The sequence below is a fragment of the Georgenia sp. Z1491 genome, from assembly GCF_049856175.1.
Classification (GTDB): domain Bacteria; phylum Actinomycetota; class Actinomycetes; order Actinomycetales; family Actinomycetaceae; genus JB111.
On sequence record NZ_JBNDNA010000005.1, the window covers coordinates 147,127 to 165,127 of the forward strand.

The 18,001-nt window shown below is 73.8% G+C and carries 18 protein-coding genes; 3 read left to right on the forward strand and 15 right to left on the reverse strand.

Annotated elements, in window-relative coordinates; genetic code table 11:
* Positions 1-48 precede the first annotated feature (48 nt).
* From ptsP to ACPYO4_RS07090, 4 genes are all read right to left on the reverse strand, one after another.
* On the reverse strand, positions 49-1,764 hold the full coding sequence (gene ptsP, locus ACPYO4_RS07075; protein WP_425708511.1) for a phosphoenolpyruvate--protein phosphotransferase: 1,716 nt from the start codon (positions 1,762-1,764) through the stop codon (positions 49-51).
* Positions 1,761-2,027, reverse strand: a complete 267-nt coding sequence (locus ACPYO4_RS07080) for an HPr family phosphocarrier protein (RefSeq protein ID WP_425708512.1) — start codon at positions 2,025-2,027, stop codon at positions 1,761-1,763. Before ACPYO4_RS07080 ends, ptsP begins: the two co-directional genes overlap by 4 nt.
* A gap of 116 nt (positions 2,028-2,143) precedes the next feature.
* Complete coding sequence (locus ACPYO4_RS07085; RefSeq protein WP_425708513.1) at positions 2,144-3,163, reverse strand: Fpg/Nei family DNA glycosylase; 1,020 nt, start codon at positions 3,161-3,163, stop codon at positions 2,144-2,146.
* Positions 3,156-3,524 carry an MGMT family protein gene (locus ACPYO4_RS07090; protein ID WP_425708514.1) on the reverse strand — a complete coding sequence of 123 codons (369 nt, stop codon included), beginning with the start codon at positions 3,522-3,524 and terminating at the stop codon, positions 3,156-3,158. The genes ACPYO4_RS07085 and ACPYO4_RS07090 overlap by 8 nt, the downstream gene beginning before the upstream one ends.
* 21 nt (positions 3,525-3,545) lie before the next feature.
* Between ACPYO4_RS07090 and ACPYO4_RS07095 the strand changes: the two genes are divergently transcribed.
* Positions 3,546-4,250, forward strand: a complete 705-nt coding sequence (locus ACPYO4_RS07095; protein ID WP_425708515.1) for a hypothetical protein — start codon at positions 3,546-3,548, stop codon at positions 4,248-4,250.
* On the opposite strand, the gene ACPYO4_RS07100 is transcribed toward ACPYO4_RS07095, so the two are convergent.
* From ACPYO4_RS07100 to ACPYO4_RS07110, 3 genes are read right to left on the reverse strand one after another with little or no spacing between them, the layout of a single operon-like run.
* Positions 4,219-5,103 carry an alpha/beta hydrolase gene (locus ACPYO4_RS07100; RefSeq protein WP_425708516.1) on the reverse strand — a complete coding sequence of 295 codons (885 nt, stop codon included), beginning with the start codon at positions 5,101-5,103 and terminating at the stop codon, positions 4,219-4,221. The genes ACPYO4_RS07095 and ACPYO4_RS07100 overlap by 32 nt on opposite strands.
* Before the next feature lie 4 nt (positions 5,104-5,107).
* Positions 5,108-5,890, reverse strand: a complete 783-nt coding sequence (locus ACPYO4_RS07105) for a hypothetical protein (protein ID WP_425708517.1) — start codon at positions 5,888-5,890, stop codon at positions 5,108-5,110.
* Complete coding sequence (locus ACPYO4_RS07110) at positions 5,887-6,330, reverse strand: ribose-5-phosphate isomerase (protein ID WP_425708518.1); 444 nt, start codon at positions 6,328-6,330, stop codon at positions 5,887-5,889. Before ACPYO4_RS07110 ends, ACPYO4_RS07105 begins: the two co-directional genes overlap by 4 nt.
* Before the next feature lie 45 nt (positions 6,331-6,375).
* Here ACPYO4_RS07110 and ACPYO4_RS07115 point away from each other — a divergent pair, with 45 nt between their 5' ends.
* Positions 6,376-8,439: a M13 family metallopeptidase gene (locus ACPYO4_RS07115; RefSeq protein WP_425708519.1), complete on the forward strand. Its 2,064-nt coding sequence runs from the start codon at positions 6,376-6,378 to the stop codon at positions 8,437-8,439.
* 43 nt (positions 8,440-8,482) lie between these two features.
* Here ACPYO4_RS07115 and ACPYO4_RS07120 read toward each other — a convergent pair whose 3' ends face one another.
* The 8 genes from ACPYO4_RS07120 to ACPYO4_RS07155 form a co-directional block, all read right to left on the reverse strand.
* Positions 8,483-9,190 (reverse strand): hypothetical protein, encoded by a 708-nt coding sequence (locus ACPYO4_RS07120; protein ID WP_425708520.1) that lies wholly within the window; start codon positions 9,188-9,190, stop codon positions 8,483-8,485.
* A 158-nt stretch (positions 9,191-9,348) separates the two neighbouring features.
* A complete protein-coding gene (locus tag ACPYO4_RS07125; protein ID WP_425708521.1) occupies positions 9,349-10,092 on the reverse strand; it encodes a hypothetical protein in 744 nt (247 codons plus the stop codon).
* A gap of 145 nt (positions 10,093-10,237) precedes the next feature.
* A complete protein-coding gene (locus ACPYO4_RS07130; RefSeq protein WP_425708522.1) occupies positions 10,238-10,972 on the reverse strand; it encodes a hypothetical protein in 735 nt (244 codons plus the stop codon).
* Between the two features lie 89 nt (positions 10,973-11,061).
* Entirely contained in the window at positions 11,062-11,679 is a 618-nt protein-coding gene (locus ACPYO4_RS07135) for a hypothetical protein (RefSeq protein ID WP_425708523.1), read from the reverse strand.
* Positions 11,680-11,899: 220 nt separating this feature from the next.
* Positions 11,900-12,637 carry a hypothetical protein gene (locus ACPYO4_RS07140; RefSeq protein ID WP_425708524.1) on the reverse strand — a complete coding sequence of 246 codons (738 nt, stop codon included), beginning with the start codon at positions 12,635-12,637 and terminating at the stop codon, positions 11,900-11,902.
* 158 nt (positions 12,638-12,795) lie between these two features.
* Positions 12,796-13,569: a hypothetical protein gene (locus ACPYO4_RS07145; RefSeq protein WP_425708525.1), complete on the reverse strand. Its 774-nt coding sequence runs from the start codon at positions 13,567-13,569 to the stop codon at positions 12,796-12,798.
* Positions 13,570-13,686: 117 nt separating this feature from the next.
* Positions 13,687-14,439 carry a hypothetical protein gene (locus tag ACPYO4_RS07150; protein ID WP_425708526.1) on the reverse strand — a complete coding sequence of 251 codons (753 nt, stop codon included), beginning with the start codon at positions 14,437-14,439 and terminating at the stop codon, positions 13,687-13,689.
* A 70-nt stretch (positions 14,440-14,509) separates the two neighbouring features.
* On the reverse strand, positions 14,510-15,136 hold the full coding sequence (locus tag ACPYO4_RS07155; RefSeq protein WP_425708527.1) for a disulfide bond formation protein DsbA: 627 nt from the start codon (positions 15,134-15,136) through the stop codon (positions 14,510-14,512).
* A 160-nt stretch (positions 15,137-15,296) separates the two neighbouring features.
* Between ACPYO4_RS07155 and pepN the strand changes: the two genes are divergently transcribed.
* Positions 15,297-17,897 (forward strand): aminopeptidase N, encoded by a 2,601-nt coding sequence (gene pepN / locus ACPYO4_RS07160; RefSeq protein ID WP_425708528.1) that lies wholly within the window; start codon positions 15,297-15,299, stop codon positions 17,895-17,897.
* Positions 17,898-18,001 lie beyond the last annotated feature (104 nt).

Genomic DNA, 18,001 nt, shown 5'->3' on the forward strand with positions numbered 1-18,001 from the left:
CGCTGACCAGCCAGCCCTACGGCCACGGGCGCGCACGCTCTCCGCGGCCTAGATGCCCAGGACCTCGCGCACGTCGGCGTGCAGCAGCCGGGCCACGGCCTCCCGTGCGGCGCCGGCGTCGCCCGCGGCGAGCGCCGCCTGCGCCATCGCCTCGCACTCGGCCGACGTGTGGGAGCGCAGCGCGTGCCGCACCTCCGCCAACGCCCCGGTGGACATCGACAGGCTCGTCACGCCCAGACCGGTCAGCACGAGCGCCATGAGCGGGTCGCCGGCCGACTCGCCGCACACGCCGACCGGCTTCCCGGCCGCCACACCCGCCGACGCCGTGCGCGCCACGAGGTCGAGCACCGCCGGCTGCCACGGGTCGAGCAGGTCGGCCAGGCCGCCGAGGAGCCGGTCGGACGCCATCGTGTACTGGGCAAGGTCGTTGGTCCCCAGCGAGCCGAAGTCCACCTCGGCGAGCACGCCCTCCGCTCGCAGTGCCGCGCCGGGGACCTCGACCATCACGCCGACCTTCACACCGGCTCCCTGCAGCCCGGCCTCCTGTGCTGCGGCAGCGAACTCCCGCGCCTCGGCGGCGGTGGCGATCATCGGCGCCATCACCCACAGCTCGGCGGCCCCCTCCCCCGCCTGCTCGCGGGCCTGCGCGAGGGCACGCAGCTGGTCCTGGACGAGGTCCGGCATCGTACGCACGAGCCGGTAGCCCCGGACCCCGAGGGCCGGGTTGTCCTCGTCGTCCTGGTTGGCGAACGCGAGCGGCTTGTCGGCCCCCGCGTCGAGCGTGCGCACCACGACCTTCCGCCCCGAGAACGCGCTCAGCACGGCGGCGTAGGCCTCCGCCTGGTCCTCGACGGTCGGCGCCTCCGCGGCGTCGAGGAACAGCACCTCCGTGCGGAACAGGCCCACGCCCTCGGCGGCGGTCGCCGCGGCCCGCTCGGCGTCCTCGACGGTGCCGATGTTGGCGAGCAGCTGGACGGCGTGGCCGTCGGAGGTCGCTCCCGGTTCGCGGTCGGACTCGAGGGCGTCGAGCGCCGCGGTCCGGCCCTCGATCTCGCGTCGTACGTCGTCGTCGGGGTCGAGGAGCACCCGGCCGTTCGCGGCGTCGACGGCGACGATCCCGCCGTCGGGCAGTCCGGTCGCCCCGGCGGCGCGGACCACGCAGGGCAGGCCGAGCTGGCGGGCGATGATCGCCGTGTGCGAGGTGGGCCCACCCTCCTCGGTGACGATGCCGAGCACGAGCGAGAGGTCGAGCGCGGACGTGTCGGCGGGCGAGAGGTCGCGGGCGACGACGACGGCAGGCTCGCTCAGCTCGGCACCCGGCTCCGGCTGCCCCGTCAGGCGGGCGACCACGCGGTCGCGGACCGAGCGCAGGTCGGTCACGCGCTCGGCCATGTAGCCGCCGATGGACTCGAAGGTGGCCGCGAACTCCTCGACGGCGTCGTGGACCGCGTGCGCGGGGCCGGTCCCGGAGCGCACGAGCTCGGCGGCGCGGGCGGCGAGCGCCGGGTCACCGGCCATGAGCGCCGCGGCACCGAGCACCTCCCCCAGCGTGCTGCCGGCAGCCGCCTCGGACCGCGCCGTGAGGTCGGCGCGCACGTCGCCGAGCGCCTCCTCGACGCGTGCGACGGCAGCCTCCGGATCTGTCGGCGCAGGCTCGTCCGCCGGGAGCTCCGGGCCACCACGGACGTGCCGGACCGGCCCGACGACGCCGCGGCGTCCGACCCCGATCCCGGCCAGCCCGGGGTGGGCTGCGGCGCCGGTCACTTGCCGTCCTCCTTCTCGAGCATGGTGACGAGCTCGTCCAGCGTCTCCTCGGCACCGTCACCGGCCGCCTCGAGCACGACCGTGTCCCCCTGCTTCACGCCGAGGCTCATCACGGACAGGATCGATCCGGCCGGTACCGGCGTCGCACCGTCCTTCGCGATGGTCACCGGAACCGGGCTCCTGGACGCGGCGGCGACGAAGTCCGAGGCCGGTCGGGCGTGCAGGCCCTGCGCGGAGGCGACGACGGCAGTTCTCTGCGACATGCGGACTCCTTCGTCGATGGAGGTGCCCGGGCGGACACCGACGTTCACCGCTCCACGATATCGGCGTCCCAGGCGCGTGCGCCTCCCCCTCGCCCACCGACCGCCCGCAGAGCTGCCTACGCGGCCCTCGCGCGGGACCTCAGCCTGCGCTGGCATCTGGCGCACCAGAACACGGTGCGCCCGGCGAGGTCGTCGATCGAGACCGGGTTCCCGCACACGTGGCAGGGCCGCCCGGCTCTCCGGTAGACGTACCAGCGGAAGTCGGCCTCCTCGTCCGTGGCCCGCTCGGCGGCGCGGGCCCAGGAGTCGGGGCGCGGGGCTCGGCGGTCCTCGGGGCGCGTGGTGACGATCACTCCGTGCTCGACGCCGTCCGCCAGCAGCTCCGCGACGTCGTCCCACATGGCGCGCAGCCGGGCCACGCTCACGGCACGCCCCTCGGTCCGCGGGTGGATCCGGGCGCGGTAGAGGGCCTCGGCCCGGTAGATGTTGCCCACGCCGGCGATGACCGACTGGTCCATGAGCAGCTCGCCGACGCTGCGGCGCGTCCGGCGCACGGCGGCGACGAAGCGCTCGGGATCGGCGTCGCGCCTGAGCGGGTCGGGCCCGAGCCGGTCGTGGACGGAGTCCTTCTGGCCCTCGTCGATGAGGTCGCACCGCGCGGGGCCGGTGAGGTCGGCCACGACGGTGTCGGTCAGGAGCCTGAGACGGACGGTGGGGCGCGGCTCGGGCACGACGAGCTCGGCGCTCGCCTCGGCCTCGATGTCCGCAGGGTCCGCCGGTACGACGGCATCGGCTACAGCTACGGCATCGGTGCCGGTGCCGGTCTCGGGTGCCCGGGAGGTGGGCCGACGCGGAGCGCCGATGGCGTGCGGCCCTGCTCCGTCGGCGGTGACGAACGCCCAGGCGCCGTACAGCCCGAGGTGGACGTGCACGAACCGGGGCTCGCCCCCGGCGGGCGGCTCGAGCTCGACGAACAGGTGCTTGCCGTGCGCGTCGGTCCCGGTCACGCGCCAGCCGTCGACGGCCCCGGCCCCGGCGTCGAACCGCCCCTGCGGGGACGAGGCGCGCACGACCTGACCGGTGAACAGGCTGTCGAGCATGGTGGCGAGCCTGCGGATCGAGTGGCCCTCAGGCATGCGTCTCGGGCGCCTTCCACGCGGTCGGCGCGTCCCACAGGGCGCGGCGGAGGTCGACCATCGTGGGCACCAGCGGCTCCAGCGGCGTCCCCTCGGACCGGTAGCGCACGCTCGCGTCGGCGCGCAGCTGCCGGGGCAGGGTGCCGTCGGCCCGCACGACCCGCCACCACGGCACGCGATAGCCGTGGCGTGCGAGGACGGTGCCGACGTACCGTGCGCTGCCCCGCCCCGTGCGGTCCCGGACGGCCTCGGCGATCAGGCCGTAGGTGGTCGCCCTCCCCTCGGGGACCTGCTGGGCGACGTCGAGCACCAGCTCGGTGAGCTCGGTGGTGGTGATCCCCACGGGCCTGGGTGCGGACATGGTCCTTATGATCGCAGCATCATGTCCTTCTCCACCCTGCCCACGCCCGCCTCCGCCGACGCGCACGGGGCTGGTTGCTCACACTGCGACGACTCCGTGCCCCACGAGCACATCGACGTCCGGGCCGAGCTCACCGCGGCCGCCCGCCGGTCGCGCCGCCGGTCGCTCGTCGTCACCGGGATCGCCGCCGCACCGCTGGTCCTCGGCCTCGTCCTCGCGGTCCTCGACGGCGCCGCGGGCCGCGCGGCGCTGCTCGCGCTCGCGGTGGGGGCCGGGTGGCTCGTCGCCTCCGCCGTCGGGGTGGTCCTCGTGCGCCGGGTCGGTCGCCGGTCCTCCCGGCTCGGCATCGCGGCCGGAGCCGCCACGACGGCGGCGCTCGGCCCCGTCGTCGGGCTCGCTGCCGCGATGGTCACCGGGGCGCCGGTCAGCCTTGCGACGGCCCTCGTCGCGGGCGGTGCCTGGTGGTCGGCCTCCGCGCTCGCCGACACGCTCGCCGCCGTGGCCTGGCGACGTTCCCTGTTCGAGCCCGGCGACGCCGCCGAGGTGGCCCGCACCCAGGCGATCGCCGGACGCGAGGAGAACCTCGCCCTGCCCCTCGCCTGGTTCGTCCAGGGACCTGCGGTCGCCGTGGCGGCACTGCTCGGCGGGCCGCTCGCGGTCGCGGTGATCCTGCTGGCCGCACTGTGCGCCGCCCTCAGCGTCCGGGGGTCGGCCCACCGCCGCTGACGCCCGTGAGCGAACGGGCGAGCTCGTCGAGCACCGCCGCCGTCTCCTCGGGCGCGGTGACCATCGGCCAGTGCCCGGCGTCGATCTCCCGGTAGGACCAGCCCGGGGTCGACGCGGTGACCGACGACGTCGGCGGATCGGTACGCAGGCAGCGCACATACCCGAGGGCCACCCCTGAGTCGGCCAGCTCGAAGTCCGGCGCGGGCTCGGCATAGGTCCCGAGCGGCTGCCCGCTCACGCGGGAGGCCATCCACGCATGGTCCGCGTCGGTCAGCCCGTGCCCCGGGAACAGCGCGTCGATCTCCTGGCGCGTGAACCAGGGCGTCGCCCCGTCGACGGCGAGGAGCGGCATCACCTCGGCCGCCCCGGGGCGCTGCTGGTCGAACCAGGACCGGCCAGGACTCGGCAGGACCGCGTCCACCATGACGACGGCGCGCACGGCACTCGTGCGGGGCGCCGGAGCGTGCGCGGACGTCGTCAGCGGCGTGGACGGACGGGCAGGAGTCCGCTCACTCGTCACGGGTGGGGCAACCGCACGGGCAGGAGTCCGCCCACTCGTCGAAAGGCGGACGAGAGCTCCCGCCGTGACGTAGGCGGCGAACGAGTGCGCGACGACGGTCACGCCCTTGCCGCCCTGGCCGTCCGCCTCGCCCTCGACGGCCGCTGCGAGGTCGTCTGCCCAGTCGCTGAGGGTGACCTCCGCGGCCGGCGTGGGGTCGCCGTCGATGCCGCGCAGGTGCGGCGTGACGACGCGGTGGCCCCGCCGCTCGAGGAGGGGCACGACGCGCTCCCAGACCCAGCCGCCCAGGCCGCTACCGCCGACGAGGACCAGCGTCGAGGGGCTCTCGACCACGGGCTCAGTCCTCGATCGTCACCGAGGCGAGGATCTGGTCGAACAACGGCTCGGCCTCGGCGAGCACGTCGACCGGGGACGTCAGCGTGATCGCGGCCATGCCCCCGCCCTCGAGCTCGAGGGGATAGAAGCGCTGGGTCGCGGGCAGGCCGTGCGGGGTGAGGTCGACCTCGAGCGGGGTGACCGTCTGGCCCGCCACCTCACGCGGCTCGAGCTCGACGAGCTCCTCGGCCGGCGCGCCCTCGGCGGCGACCATCTCCTCGAAGCTCTGCCCGGCGACGAACTCGGGGCTGTAGACGGTGAGGACACCACCGGGATAGACCTCGGTCTCCGAGATGCCGAACATCTCCAGCTCGGCGCCGCTCGGCGTCGCGCCCATGAGGTGCGTGAGCGAGATCCACTCGGCGGGCCAGGTCAGCGACACCGGGTCGATCCCGGCCGGCGTCCCCTCGCCGGCACCGTCGGCCCCGGCATCACCGTCCGCCTCGTCGTCGGCCGCGGCGTCGTCGGCGTCCTCCCCGGGCGAGGCCGAGTCGGCCTCGTCCTCCGAGGTCGCGTCGTCGGAGGCAGAGTCCTCGCCCGCGGTGGCGTCGTCGTCGGAGGCAGCCTCGGAGGTGTCCTCCGGCGGGTCGACCTCCTGCGCCTCGGGCGGCTCCGGACTGCCCGAGTCGGTCGACTCGTCGTCCCCGCCCCCGCATCCGGCGAGCGTGAGCGCGACCGCGAGGACCGCCCCGGCGAAGGCCGACCGGCGGCCGGCTCCGCCCCGACGGCTCGTGCGCGTGCTCATCGCTCGAGCTCCGCGACCTGGTCGATGCGCCGCTGGTGGCGGGCCTCGCCGGAGAACGGCTCGGCGAGGAAGGCGTCCACGATCGCGAACGCCTCGTCCTGCGTGTGCATGCGGGCGCCGATACCGACGACGTTGGCGTCGTTGTGCGCCCGGGTGAGGCGGGCGGTCTCGACGGACCAGGCCAGTCCGGCGCGCACGCCCGGCACCTTGTTGGCGGCGATCTGCTCGCCGTTGCCGGACCCGCCGATGACGACGCCGAGGGAGCCCGGCTCCTCGACGACGGCGCGGCCGGCCGTGAAGCAGAAGCCCGGGTAGTCGTCCTCGGCGTCGTAGGTGTCGGCCCCGTGGTCGACGACGTCGTGGCCGGCCCCCGTGAGGTGGGCGGACAGGGCGGACTTGAGCTCGAAGCCGGCGTGGTCGGCGGCGATGTGGACGCGCATGGCGCACAGTGTGGCACGCACCGTGCCGCGCCTACCCTGGGGGCCATGACCTCATCGACCACCGAGACCCCCGTCGACCTCGAGAGCTACGTCGACACCGACGTGCGCCCGCAGGACGACCTGTTCCGGCACGTGAACGGCCGCTGGATCGCGGAGACGGAGATCCCGGCCGACCGGGCGAGGATCGGCGGGTTCATCGACCTGCGCGACCGCTCCGAGGAGCGGGTCCGCGCCCTCATCGAGGAGCTCGGCGCGGCGGCCGCTGCCGACGGGGACCCGGAGGGTGTCGCCCAGCACGCGGCGGACCCTGCGGTCACCGACGCCGACCCGGCCGGTGCCGCCCCGAAGATCGGTGCGGTCTACGCGATGTTCATGGACGAGAGCGCCATCGAGGCGGCCGGGGCCGAGCCGCTCGCCGCCGACCTGGACCTCGTGCGCGGCGCCGACGACCACGCCTCGCTGGCTCGTGTCATGGGTGAGCTGCAGCGCACCGGGGTGTCCGGGCTGGCCGGGATCGACGTCTCGCCGGGCATCTCTGACCCGGACTACCTCGTGTGGTTCGCGCAGGACGGCATCGGGCTGCCCGACGAGGCCTATTACCGCGAGGCCGAGCACGCCGCCGTGCGCGAGGCGTACGCGGGTCATGTCGGCCGTCTGCTCGAGCTCGTCGGCGCGGTGGGGGCCGGCGAGGGCGCGGGTGCCGCCGAGCGGGTGCTCGCGCTCGAGACCCGGATCGCCTCGAGCCACTGGGACGTGGTCGCCACGCGCGAGGCGGACAAGATCGACAACCCGATGAGCTTCGACGAGCTCGCCGCCTCCGCGCCGGGCCTGGACTGGACCGCCTACCGCGCCGGCCTGCGGCTGCCCGACGGCGACCTCAAGCTGCTGGTGGCCACGCCGTCGGCGCTCGTCGGGGCGGCGGAGACCTGGGCCTCGACACCGGTCGACGACCTCAGGGTGTGGCTCTCGTTCCATGCGGCGGCCTCGCGCGCACCGTTCCTCACGAAGGAGATCGTGGCCGAGCGTTTCGACTTCGCCGGGCGCACGCTCACCGGCGCCCAGGAGAACCGCGAGCGCTGGCGCCGCGGGGTCGGCCTCGTCGAGGGTCTGCTCGGCGAGGACGTCGGGCGGCTCTACGTCGCCCGGCACTTCCCGCCGGCGCACAAGGCCCGGATGGACGAGCTCGTGGCGAACCTCGTCGAGGCTTACCGGGTCTCGATCGACGAGCTGGACTGGATGAGCGCGGGGACGAAGGAGCGCGCCCAGGCGAAGCTCGCCGCGTTCACGCCGAAGATCGGTTTCCCCGAGGTCGTGCGCGACTCCTCGGGCCTCGTCGTCACCGAGGGCGACCTCGTGGGGTCGGTGCGCGCGGGGCGCGCGTACTGGTGGGACGACGAGATGGCCCGCTACGGCACCGCGGTCGACCGCAGGGAGTGGCTCATGACGCCGCAGACCGTCAACGCCTACTACAACCCGGTGTGGAACGAGATCGTGTTCCCGGCGGCGATCCTCCAGCCCCCGTTCTTCGACCCCGAGACGGACGACGCGTTCAACTACGGCGGCATCGGCACGGTGATCGGGCACGAGATCGGGCACGGGTTCGACGACCAGGGTTCGAAGTTCGGTCCCGACGGCCAACTGTCGAACTGGTGGACCGAGGAGGACCGGGAGCGGTTCATGGAGCGGGCGAACGCGCTGATCGCCCAGTACGACGGCCTGGTGCCTGCGCAGCTCGGCGAGGGCTCGGAGGCGTCGGTGAACGGCGCGCTCACGGTCGGCGAGAACATCGGCGACCTCGGCGGCCTGGACATCGGTCTCAAGGCCTACGCCCTCGCGCTGCGCGCGCAGGGGATCGACAGCATCGACGACGCTCCGGTGCTCGACGGCCGGAGCGGCCTGCAGCGCTTCTTCACCGGGTGGGCCCGGGTCTGGCGGTCCAAGCACCGCGACGAGACCCTGCGCACCCAGATGGCCACCGACCCCCACTCCCCCGACGAGTTCCGGGCCAACGTCACGGCCAGCAACCTCGACGCGTTCCACCGTGCGTTCGACGTGCAGCCCGGCGACGGCGGCTACCGCGCCCCCGAGGACCGCGTCGCCATCTGGTGACGCCCGTCGCCCGGTGACACGCGCCGACCGGTGAGCCGCGTCGTCAACCGAGCTCGACGGAGTCGAGGACGGACGCGATGTCGTCCTCGACCTCGTCGGCCCGGTCGGCGGTGACGACGAACGAGAAGAGCGCGACGAGGCCGTCCGGCCCGGGGACCGGGTAGGCGATCGTGTCCCACTCGCCCGACGTGCTGCGGGCCTCCCACCGGGTGGCCGGAGCACCGGAGACGGTGCGCGCCTCGCCCTCGACGACGCTGGCCGGGTCGGCCCCGCGCCCCACGAGCACGGCCGCCCAGTCGGTCGTCCCGGCCGGGTCCTCCTGGAGCACGACCGTCGCGGCGGCGATGGTCCCGCTCTCCGTCACCGTGGCCATGGCCAGCGAGCCGGGCGGAAGGGACTCCGCGGCCGCCGGCTGCTCCGCCCAGGCCTGCGGCCAGGTGATGTCAAGGGTGACCGCGTCCTCGGGCACGTCGGCGGGGTCGGGTTCGGGGCCAGGGGCGGGGTCGGGGTCGGCCGGGGCGGACGGGGCTGACGGCTGCTCTGCGGCAGCGGTCGCGCCGGAGCCGTCGGACCCGTCCGACGCTGCGCCGGCGGAGGCCGACTCGGCGGCGAGCTGCAGCGGCTCCGAGACGGGACGAGCCAGCTCTCCGGTGCCGCAGGCAGTGAGGACGAGCAGCACCGCACCGGCACAGGCGGTCAGTGCGGCGGGGCGGACGGTCGGGCGGGACTCGGGGCGTGTGACTGTGCGCATGCCGACAGCGTTGCCCCGCCGCATGCGCGATACGGAGCCTCGTCCACAGCTCCGTCTCCGACCGTCCGTCGTCCACAGGCGTGGCGACGGCGCCGCCCGCGGTGGGCGACGCCGTCGAGTATCCGCGCGGCGGCCCCCAAGGGCCGCGCATCTGCGGGTCAGCTGATGGTGATGGAGTCGAGGATCGACTCGAAGTCGGCCTCGTGGGTGTCGAACTGCTCCACCGGTGCCTGGAGGGAGACCTCGACGAACGAGCCGTCGTCGAGCGGGAAGCCGTAGGCGCGCTGACGCATCTCCCCCTCGCCCGGGTCCTGCTCGAACTCCAGGCCCTCGGCGTCGTGCCCGGCGATGTCCCGCGGCTCGATCTCGGTGAGCTCCGAGGTGTCCTGGCCGCTCTGCTCGAGCAGCTCGATGTACGAGCCGTCACCGATGGTGCCGGGCGCGTAGCGGGTGACCGATGCCCCGGTCGGGAACGGCTCCGCCGGGTCGAGCGCGTACGAGTGCATCTCCGCGACTCCCTGCGGCAGCGGACCGGCCGCGTCCGCCTGCAGGTCCTCCCAGCCCTCGGGCCAGGTGATCTCGATGCGCTCCTCGCCCGCGGCACCGCTCTCCGACTCGCCGCCGGGGCCGGGGCCGGGACCGGCCGAGCCGGCCTCGCTCTCCGACTCGCCACCGCCGGGGGCGCCCGCGGCATCGTCCGAGCCGGACTCCGACGGGCTCTCGCCGACGCCGGGTTCGTCCGACCCGGTCTCGTCGCCACCGCTGGGAGCCTCTGCCGGAGCGTCCATGGTGGCCGGGGACTCCTCGTCGTCGCCCCCGCCGCAGGCGGCGAGCGTGAGGCCCGCGCCGAGCGCGACAGCCGCGACGAGCGAACGACGGACAGGTGCGTGCGTGATGTTCATGCCTTCCACTGTCGCTGACATGCCGCGCGGACGGGGATCGGGGCGCGCGTGGAGGCACCCGCCACGCACGACGACGGCGCCGCCCGAGGTGGGCGACGCCGTCGTGGAGCCGTGGAACGGTCCGTCAGGACCGTCCGCGGAGGGGTCAGTTGATGGTGATGGAGTCCAGGATCGACTCGAAGTCGGCCTCGTGGGTCTCGAACTCCTCGGCGGAGGAGGACAGGACGACCTCGACGAACGAGCCGTCGTCGAGCTGCACGCCGTAGGCGCGCTGCAGGATCGGGCCGGTGCCCGGGTCCTGCTCGAACTCCAGGCCCTCGGCCTCGTTACCGTCGATGTCGCGCGGCTCGATCTCGGTGAAGGACGACGTGTCCTGGCCGCTCTGCTCGAGCAGCTCGATGTAGGAGCCCTCGCCCATGATGCCCTCGGCGTACCGGATGACCGTCACGTTGGTCGCGAAGGTCTCGGAGTCGGTGAGCCCGTAGGCGTGCATCTCCTCGACGCCGTCGGGCGTCGGCATCTCGGTGACCTCGGTCAGGTCCTCCCAGCCCTCGGGCCAGGTGATCTCGATGCGCTCCTCGCCCGCGGCGTCGCTGCCCGACTCGCCGCCGGCAGCGCCGTCCGAGCCGGCCTCGCTCTCGGACTCGCCGGGCAGGCCCGCGGCGTCGTCCGACTCGGTCTCGCCGCCGAGGCCCGAGTCGTCGGACTCGGTCTCCTCGTCCTCGGAGGGCGCCTCGGGCTCCTCCTCGGCGGGCGGAGCCTCCTCGGTGGTCGTCGACTCCTCGTCGTCGCCCCCGCCGCAGGCGGCGAGCGTGAGGCCCGCGCCGAGCGCGACAGCCGCGACGAGCGAACGACGGACAGGTGTGTGCGTGATGTTCATGCGAACCACTTTCCAGTAGGGGTCTGGTCTGAGCGGGGAGGTTCGACGGGGACATGTCCCCGTGAGGCGTTCCCCACGTGCTTGCTCGCTCAGTCGATGACGACGGAGTCGAGAATCTCCTCGAAGACGGGGATGAGGCCGGCGAACGTGGTCTGCTCGGCCACGAGCGTGATCTCGACGAGGCCGCCGTCGTCGAGCTCGACGGGGTAGAGGTGCTGGACGACCGGCCCGGTGTCGGCCTCGGTGACGCGCTCGTACGGGGTGACCGTCGTCCCGTCGACGTCCCGTGCGGGCAGCTCGAGGAGCTCGGCGAGATCGGTCCCCTGCTCCTCGAGGATCTCGGTGTAGGACCGCCCGTCGACCGTGCTCTCACCGAACGACATGACGACGACGGACGTCGCGTACTCCGTGGTCGGGTCCCCGTACGCCTGGACCTCGGCGCCCTCGGGGGTCGTCGAGATGTAAGGGGCGAGGTCCTCCCACTCGTCGGGCCACGTGATGTCGACCGCGGGGCCGTCGAACGGCTCCTCGGTCTCCGTCTCGCTCTCCGACGCGGACTCGGCATCGGTCGCGGTCTCGTCGGACGGTGTCTCCTGCCCGGACGTCTCCGACTCGTCGTCGCCCCCGCCGCAGGCGGCGAGCGTGAGCGAACCGACGGTCACGGCCAGTGCCGCGGCCGCCCGGGAGCTCGTCGGTCGGATTCTCATCGCCACCACAGTTGCACCACCGGCGCCCGCCCGCACCTCTGCCTCGCGTGAGAAAGCCCGCACGCAGGCGGGACGGGGCGCCGTAGATCGGCGCTCCCGCACCGTTCCACGGCTCTCTTCGCCGAGGGTGAACATCGAGTGCGGCACGCGGCGCCGCACCAGGTCAGACGTTCACAACGGGCCCGGTGTCACCACGCCGGACCCGCTGCCCGAGGAGATCTCAGCCGCCGATGACGATCGAGTCGAGGATCGCCTCGAACGTCCCCACGTGCTCGTCGAACTCCTCGACGTCGGCGGAGTAGACGACCTCGACCGCACTGCCGTCCTCGAGGACCACGCCGTGCATCTGCTGGCGGTAGGTCAGGCCACCGCCGCTCGCGTCGGTCGAGTACCCCGTCGCCGGGTGGCCGCCGATCTCCCGGTCCGGCACCGCGCGGAGCTCGTCGGGCGCGAGCCCCTGCGCCTCGACCATCTCGTCGTAGGAGCCGCCGGTCGCCGTGCCCGGCGGGTAGGCGACGACCACGACGTTGGTCGAGAAGCCGGCCGGGTTCGGGATGCCGTAGGCCTGCAGGTCGTAGGTCGGCGGGACGCTCCCGCCGAGGTCCGAGGAGAGGTCGGTCCAGTCCTCGGGCCAGGCCACCTCGACCTGGGGCACGCCGCCCGGGGCCCCGGCGGGGTCGTCGGTGGGTTCGTCCGTGGGGTCGTCGGCGGGTTCGTCCGTGGGGGCGTCGGACGCGTCCTGGGAGGGTCCCTCCTCGGCCGGCTCGGAGGACTCCGACGAGTCGTCGGGCTCCTCCTCGGCCGGCTCGGACGTCTCGGCCGGTGCGGGGGTGTCGTCGGGCGACGGCGCGATCTGCGAGCTGTCGTCGTCGCCCCCGCCGCATGCGGCAAGGACCAGGGCGGAGGCGAGGGTCAATGACGCGGTCGCGGCCAGGCGCGAGGGCGAAGGTGTCTGCATGCCACAAGTATCGCAGTCGTCGCCCCTCGCGGAGACGACCCCGCCGGTGATTCCCGCCCTGGTGGCAGGGGCGCAGGGCGGTGCCCGGGACGGCCTGAGGCCCGGGACCGAGCTGCTCGGTCCCGGGCCTCAGGTCCGGTCGTCGGTCGGGTCGGAGGTCAGCCGATGACGGCGGAGTCGAGCACCGTCTCGAACAGCTCCATACCCTCGGTGATCTGGTCGACCTCGGCCGAGAGCACGAACTCGACGATGCTGCCGTCCTCGAGCACCACGCCGTACAGGCGCTGACGGAAGGTCTCGCCGGCCTCGGACGCGTCCTGCTGGTAGCCCATCGCGGTGTGGCCGTCGATCTCGCGCTCGCCGACCTCGGCCAGCTGGCCGGAGTCGCCGCCGAGCTCCTCGACGAGCAGGTCGCCGTAGGTCGCGCCCTCGGGGGCGGTGCCCGCCGGGTACGTGGTGACGACGCCGTTCATCGAGAAGCCGTCCGGGTTCGGCTCGCCGTGCACCTGCACCTCGAGGCCCGGCTGCGCGGGCACCTGGTCGGACATGTCGACCCACTCCGAGGGCCAGGAGACCTCGACCTGGGGGAACTCGCCCGAGGCGGCCGCGCCGTCGTCAGCGTCGTCGTCGCCGGGCTGCTCGGCCGCGTCGTCGTCCGCGTCGTCGGAGGGCGCCTCGTCCGTGCCGTCGTCAGCGCCGTCGTCGCCGGGCTCCTCGGCCGCGTCGTCGTCCGCGTCGTCGGACGGCGCCTCGTCCGTGTCGTCGTCGGTGGGCTCGTCCTCGGACGGCTCCGCGGGCTCCGTCGTCGTGGTGTCGTCGTCGGGCGAGGGAGCGATGGTGTCGTCGCCGCCGCACGCCGCGAGCGTGAGCGCGGCGGCGAGGGCGAGGCTGGCAGTGGCTGCGTGACGGGGGGTAACAGTTCGCCTGTTCATGCCTTCACGCTAAACCGCCGACGGCCGTCCCCTGTATCGCCGTCATGGGGATGTCTGACCAGGTAGGGCTACCCGTCGGCCCGGCGCCGGCCAACCTCACTCGACGCCGGACCTGCCTCACTCGATGGTGATCGACCCGGCGACCTGCCGCATGCCCGGCAGGTCCCCCTCCTCGTCGGCGGCGTCCATCGCGAACTGCAGCTCCCACTGGTAGCCGCCCTCGAAGATCGGGTAGGTGTACTGGACGAACCCGCCCGTCGGGGTCGACATCTCGACCCGCAGCCCCTCGACGGTGGCGCCGTCGACGGTCAGCGGATCGGCGTCCGTCATCTCGGCGTCCGGTGGACGCTGCTGCTCGAGCGCCTCCCGGTAGGCCTCGTACGAACCTGCGCCGCCCTCGATGGCGGTGAGCGTCACCTGGGTGCCGTTGGCGGCGGTCGCCAGCGGGGCGGCGCCCATGACGATCGTCGGGTGCCCCTCGTAGGCGAACGACAGGTCGTTCCACTCCTCGGGGAGCGTGTAGCTCACCGTCCCGGCGTCGTGCTCGACGGTCAGCTGCTCGCCGTCGAGCGGCGGAGCCTCCTCCTCGGCACCGTCGGAGGTGGGCTCCTCCTCGGACTCGTCCGTCTCCTCCTCCGGGTCGGCAGGCCCGTCGTCGGCCGCGCTCGGCGCCTCCGGGTCGTCGGTCCCGTCCGTGGTGGACTCCTCGCTCTCCTCGCCGGCGGTGGGCTGCTCGGAGGCGGACCCGGACGGTGACTCCTCGGCCTCGGTGGTCTCCTCGTCGTCGAGGCTCTCGACCGGGCTGCAGGCGGCGAGCGCCGCCGCCAGGGCGAGCGTCGCGCCGACGCCGATGCTGCGACCGTGTCGCATGGGGACTCCTTCGGAGGTGGGGACGAGGAAGGACGCGTCGACGGCCCCGGGGGTGGGGCCGCCGGCGGGGTCAGGAGAAGATCGGGCCCGAGGTGCGGCTGCGCTTGAGCTCGTACATGCCGGGGACGGAGACCACCAGGGCGAAGCCGTCCCACAGCCGTAGGGCGTCGTCGCCGGTCGGGGCGGGCGTGACGACGGGGCCGAAGAACGCGGAGTCGCCGTACCTGATGACGGGCACGCCCACGTCGTCACCCACGAGGTCCTGCGCGGCCTGGGTCGTGGCGCGGAAGGCGGCGTCCAGCGAGGTGTCGTCGGCGGCGTCGAGGAGGTCGGCCGGCAGGTCGAGCTCGGCGAGCGCCTCAGCGACGACCCCCGAGCCCTCGTCCGTGCGGCCGGCCGGGTGGAACCGCGTGCCGACGGCGGTGTAGAGCGCCGCGAACTGCTCGTCGGTCAGGCGCTCCTTGGCGGCCTGGAAGATGCGCACGACCCCCCACTGCCTCTCGAGCCCCGCCCGGTACTCCTCGGGGACGTCCTTGCCCTCGTTGATGATGACGAGCGGCATGAGGTGCAGGTGGAGGTTGAGGCCGCGGACCTCGGCGACCTCGGTGAGCCAGCGGGAGGTCATCCACGCCCACGGGCAGTGCGGGTCGAAGAACAGGTCGACGTCGTTCGGCTGGAAGGAGGCGGAGTCCGACATGACCCCATCGTCACACGTGGTACCGCAGCGGGGCGGGAGCACCGCCGGTCGGCTCGAGCGTCGCAGCGGTCACGGCACCGTTACGCTGCCTGGTGGCGCGACGCGCCCGGCCGGGACCACGGCGGTCCCGGTGCGTCATCCTCGAGCCCCAGGAGCCCCCGTGCCCGCAGAGAACCTCACCCGGGCGGAGGCCGCCGAGCGCGCCTCCCTCGTCGCCACGCAGACCTACCGGGTCGAGCTCGACCTCACCCGGGGGCCAGAGGTGTTCGGCTCGACGACGACACTCACCTTCACGGCGACGCCCGGATCCTCGACGTTCGTCGACCTCATCGCTCCCGCGGTCCACCGGATCACCCTCAACGGCGCCGACGTCGACACCTCCGCCTTCGCCGACTCGCGCATCGCCCTGTCCGGCCTCGCGCAGACCAACGAGCTCGTCGTGGAGGCCGAGGGCGCGTACATGACCACCGGCGAGGGGCTGCACCGCTTCGTCGACCCGGTCGACGAGAAGGTGTACCTCTACTCGCAGTTCGAGGTCGCCGACGCCCGGCGCGTCTTCGCCTGCTTCGAGCAGCCCGACCTCAAGGCCGAGTTCTCCTTCGTCGTCACGGCTCCGGCCCAGTGGACGGTCTTCTCCAACGAGGCGGCCGCCGAGGTCACGGACGCGGCCGCGCAGGCCGGCGAGGTCGACGGGGCCGGTGCGCGGACCTGGACCTTCGCCCCCACCGCCCGCATCTCGACCTACCTCACGGCGATCGTCGCCGGCCCCTACGCGGGGACCACCGGCGAGCTCACCTCCAGCGACGGCCGCACCATCCCCCTGGGCGTCTACGCCCGCGCCTCGATCGCCGAGCACCTCGACGCCGAGACGATCATGGACGTCACCCGCCAGGGCTTCGCCTTCTACGAGGAGGCCTTCGACCGGCCCTACCCGTTCACGAAGTACGACCAGGTCTTCGTCCCGGAGTTCAACGCGGGCGCCATGGAGAACGTCGGGCTGGTCACCTACCTGGAGAACTACGTCTTCCGCGGCCCGGTCTCCGGTGCCGTGCGGGAGCGCCGCGTCATCACGATCCTCCACGAGCTCGCCCACATGTGGTTCGGCGACCTGGTGACCATGCGCTGGTGGAACGACCTCTGGCTCAACGAGTCGTTCGCCGAGTACGCCTCCCACCTGTCCGCCGCCGAGGGGCTGGGGATCGACGACGCGTGGGTGACGTTCACGTCGCTGGAGAAGGCGTGGGCGCTGGACCAGGACCAGCTGCCGACCACGCACCCGATCGTCGCGTCGATCGAGGACCTCGAGGACGTCGAGGTCAACTTCGACGGCATCACCTACGCCAAGGGCTCCTCGGTGCTCACCCAGCTCGTGACGTTCGTCGGGAGGGACGCCTTCCTCACGGGCCTGCGCCGCTACTTCGCCACGCACGCGTTTGGCAACACCGAGCTCTCCGACCTGCTCGTCGAGCTCGAGGCGGCCTCCGGCCGCGACCTGCGCTCGTGGTCGACGGTGTGGCTGGAGTCCGCCGGCGTCACCACGCTCGTCCCGGAGGTCACGACGGAGACCGGCGACGACAGCGTCGAACGGATCGCCTCCGCCGCCGTCGTGCAGACCGTGCCCGAGGCTCATCCCGTGCAGCGCCCGCACCGGCTCGCCGTCGCCGGCTACGACCTCGACGGCGACCGGCTCGTGCGCAGCTGGTCCGACGAGGTCGACGTCGACGGCGAGCGCACCGAGCTGCCCACGCTCGTCGGCCGCCCGTGGCCGGCGGTGCTGCTCGTCAACGACGAGGACCTCACCTACGCCAAGGTCCGGCTCGACGACCGCTCGCTCGCCTCCGCGACCCGCCACGTCGACGCCTTCGCCGAGGCCATGCCCCGCACCCTCGTGCTCGCCTCCGCCTGGGACATGACCCGTGACGGCCAGTGGGCCGCGAGCCGCTACCTCGACCTCGCGCTGCGGGCCCTGGCCTCCGAGACCCAGCCCACCGCGATGCGGGTGCTGCTTGCCAACGTGCGCACCGCCGTCGAGCGGTACTCCGACCCCGCCACCCGGGACCGGGTGCGCGCGGCCGTCGCGGACGACCTCGTGGCGCTGGCCACGGGCGCCGATCCCGGTTCGGACGCCCAGCTCCAGCTCTCCCGCGCCGCCGCCCAGCTCGCCGTCACCGACGAGCAGGTCGCCACCGTGCGCGGGTGGATCGACGGCAGCGGCCCGCTGCCGGGCCAGGAGGTCGACCCGCAGCAGCGGTGGGAGGTCCTGCGCGGGCTCGCGCTGGCCGGCGCCCTCACCGAGGACGACGTGACGGCGGCCCTCGACGCCGACCCGTCCGCGACCGGCCGGGAGCACGCCGTCTGGGTGCGGTCCGCACGCCCCACGGCCGAGGCCAAGCAGTGGGTGTGGGACAACGTCGTGGCGGCGGCCAACCTGCCGAACACGCAGCAGCGGTACGCCGCGCTCGGGTTCGCCGACGTCCGCGACCCGGCGGTGCTCGCGCCGTTCGTGCGGCCCTACCTCGACTCCCTCACGCGCGTGTGGGCGGAGCAGACCAACGAGATGGCGCAGAACGTGGTCACCTACGCGTTCCCGGCCGCCCTGGCGGGCCGGTCCGCAGAGGCGGGCGTCGACGTCGTGACCGAGACCCGGGCCTGGCTGGACGCGCACGCGGAGGCCCCCGCCGCGCTGCGCCGGCTCGTGGCCGAGCGGCTCGACACGGCCGAGCGTGCCGTGCGCGCCCAGGCGGTCGACGCGGGACGCTGAGTGAGCGGGCCGAGCAGGTCTCGCAGCTCCGCGAGCTTGTCGCCACCAGCACACTGCTGCCCGCCTGACCCGGGGGTGGCCGGGTGGCCGGTCGCCATTCTCAA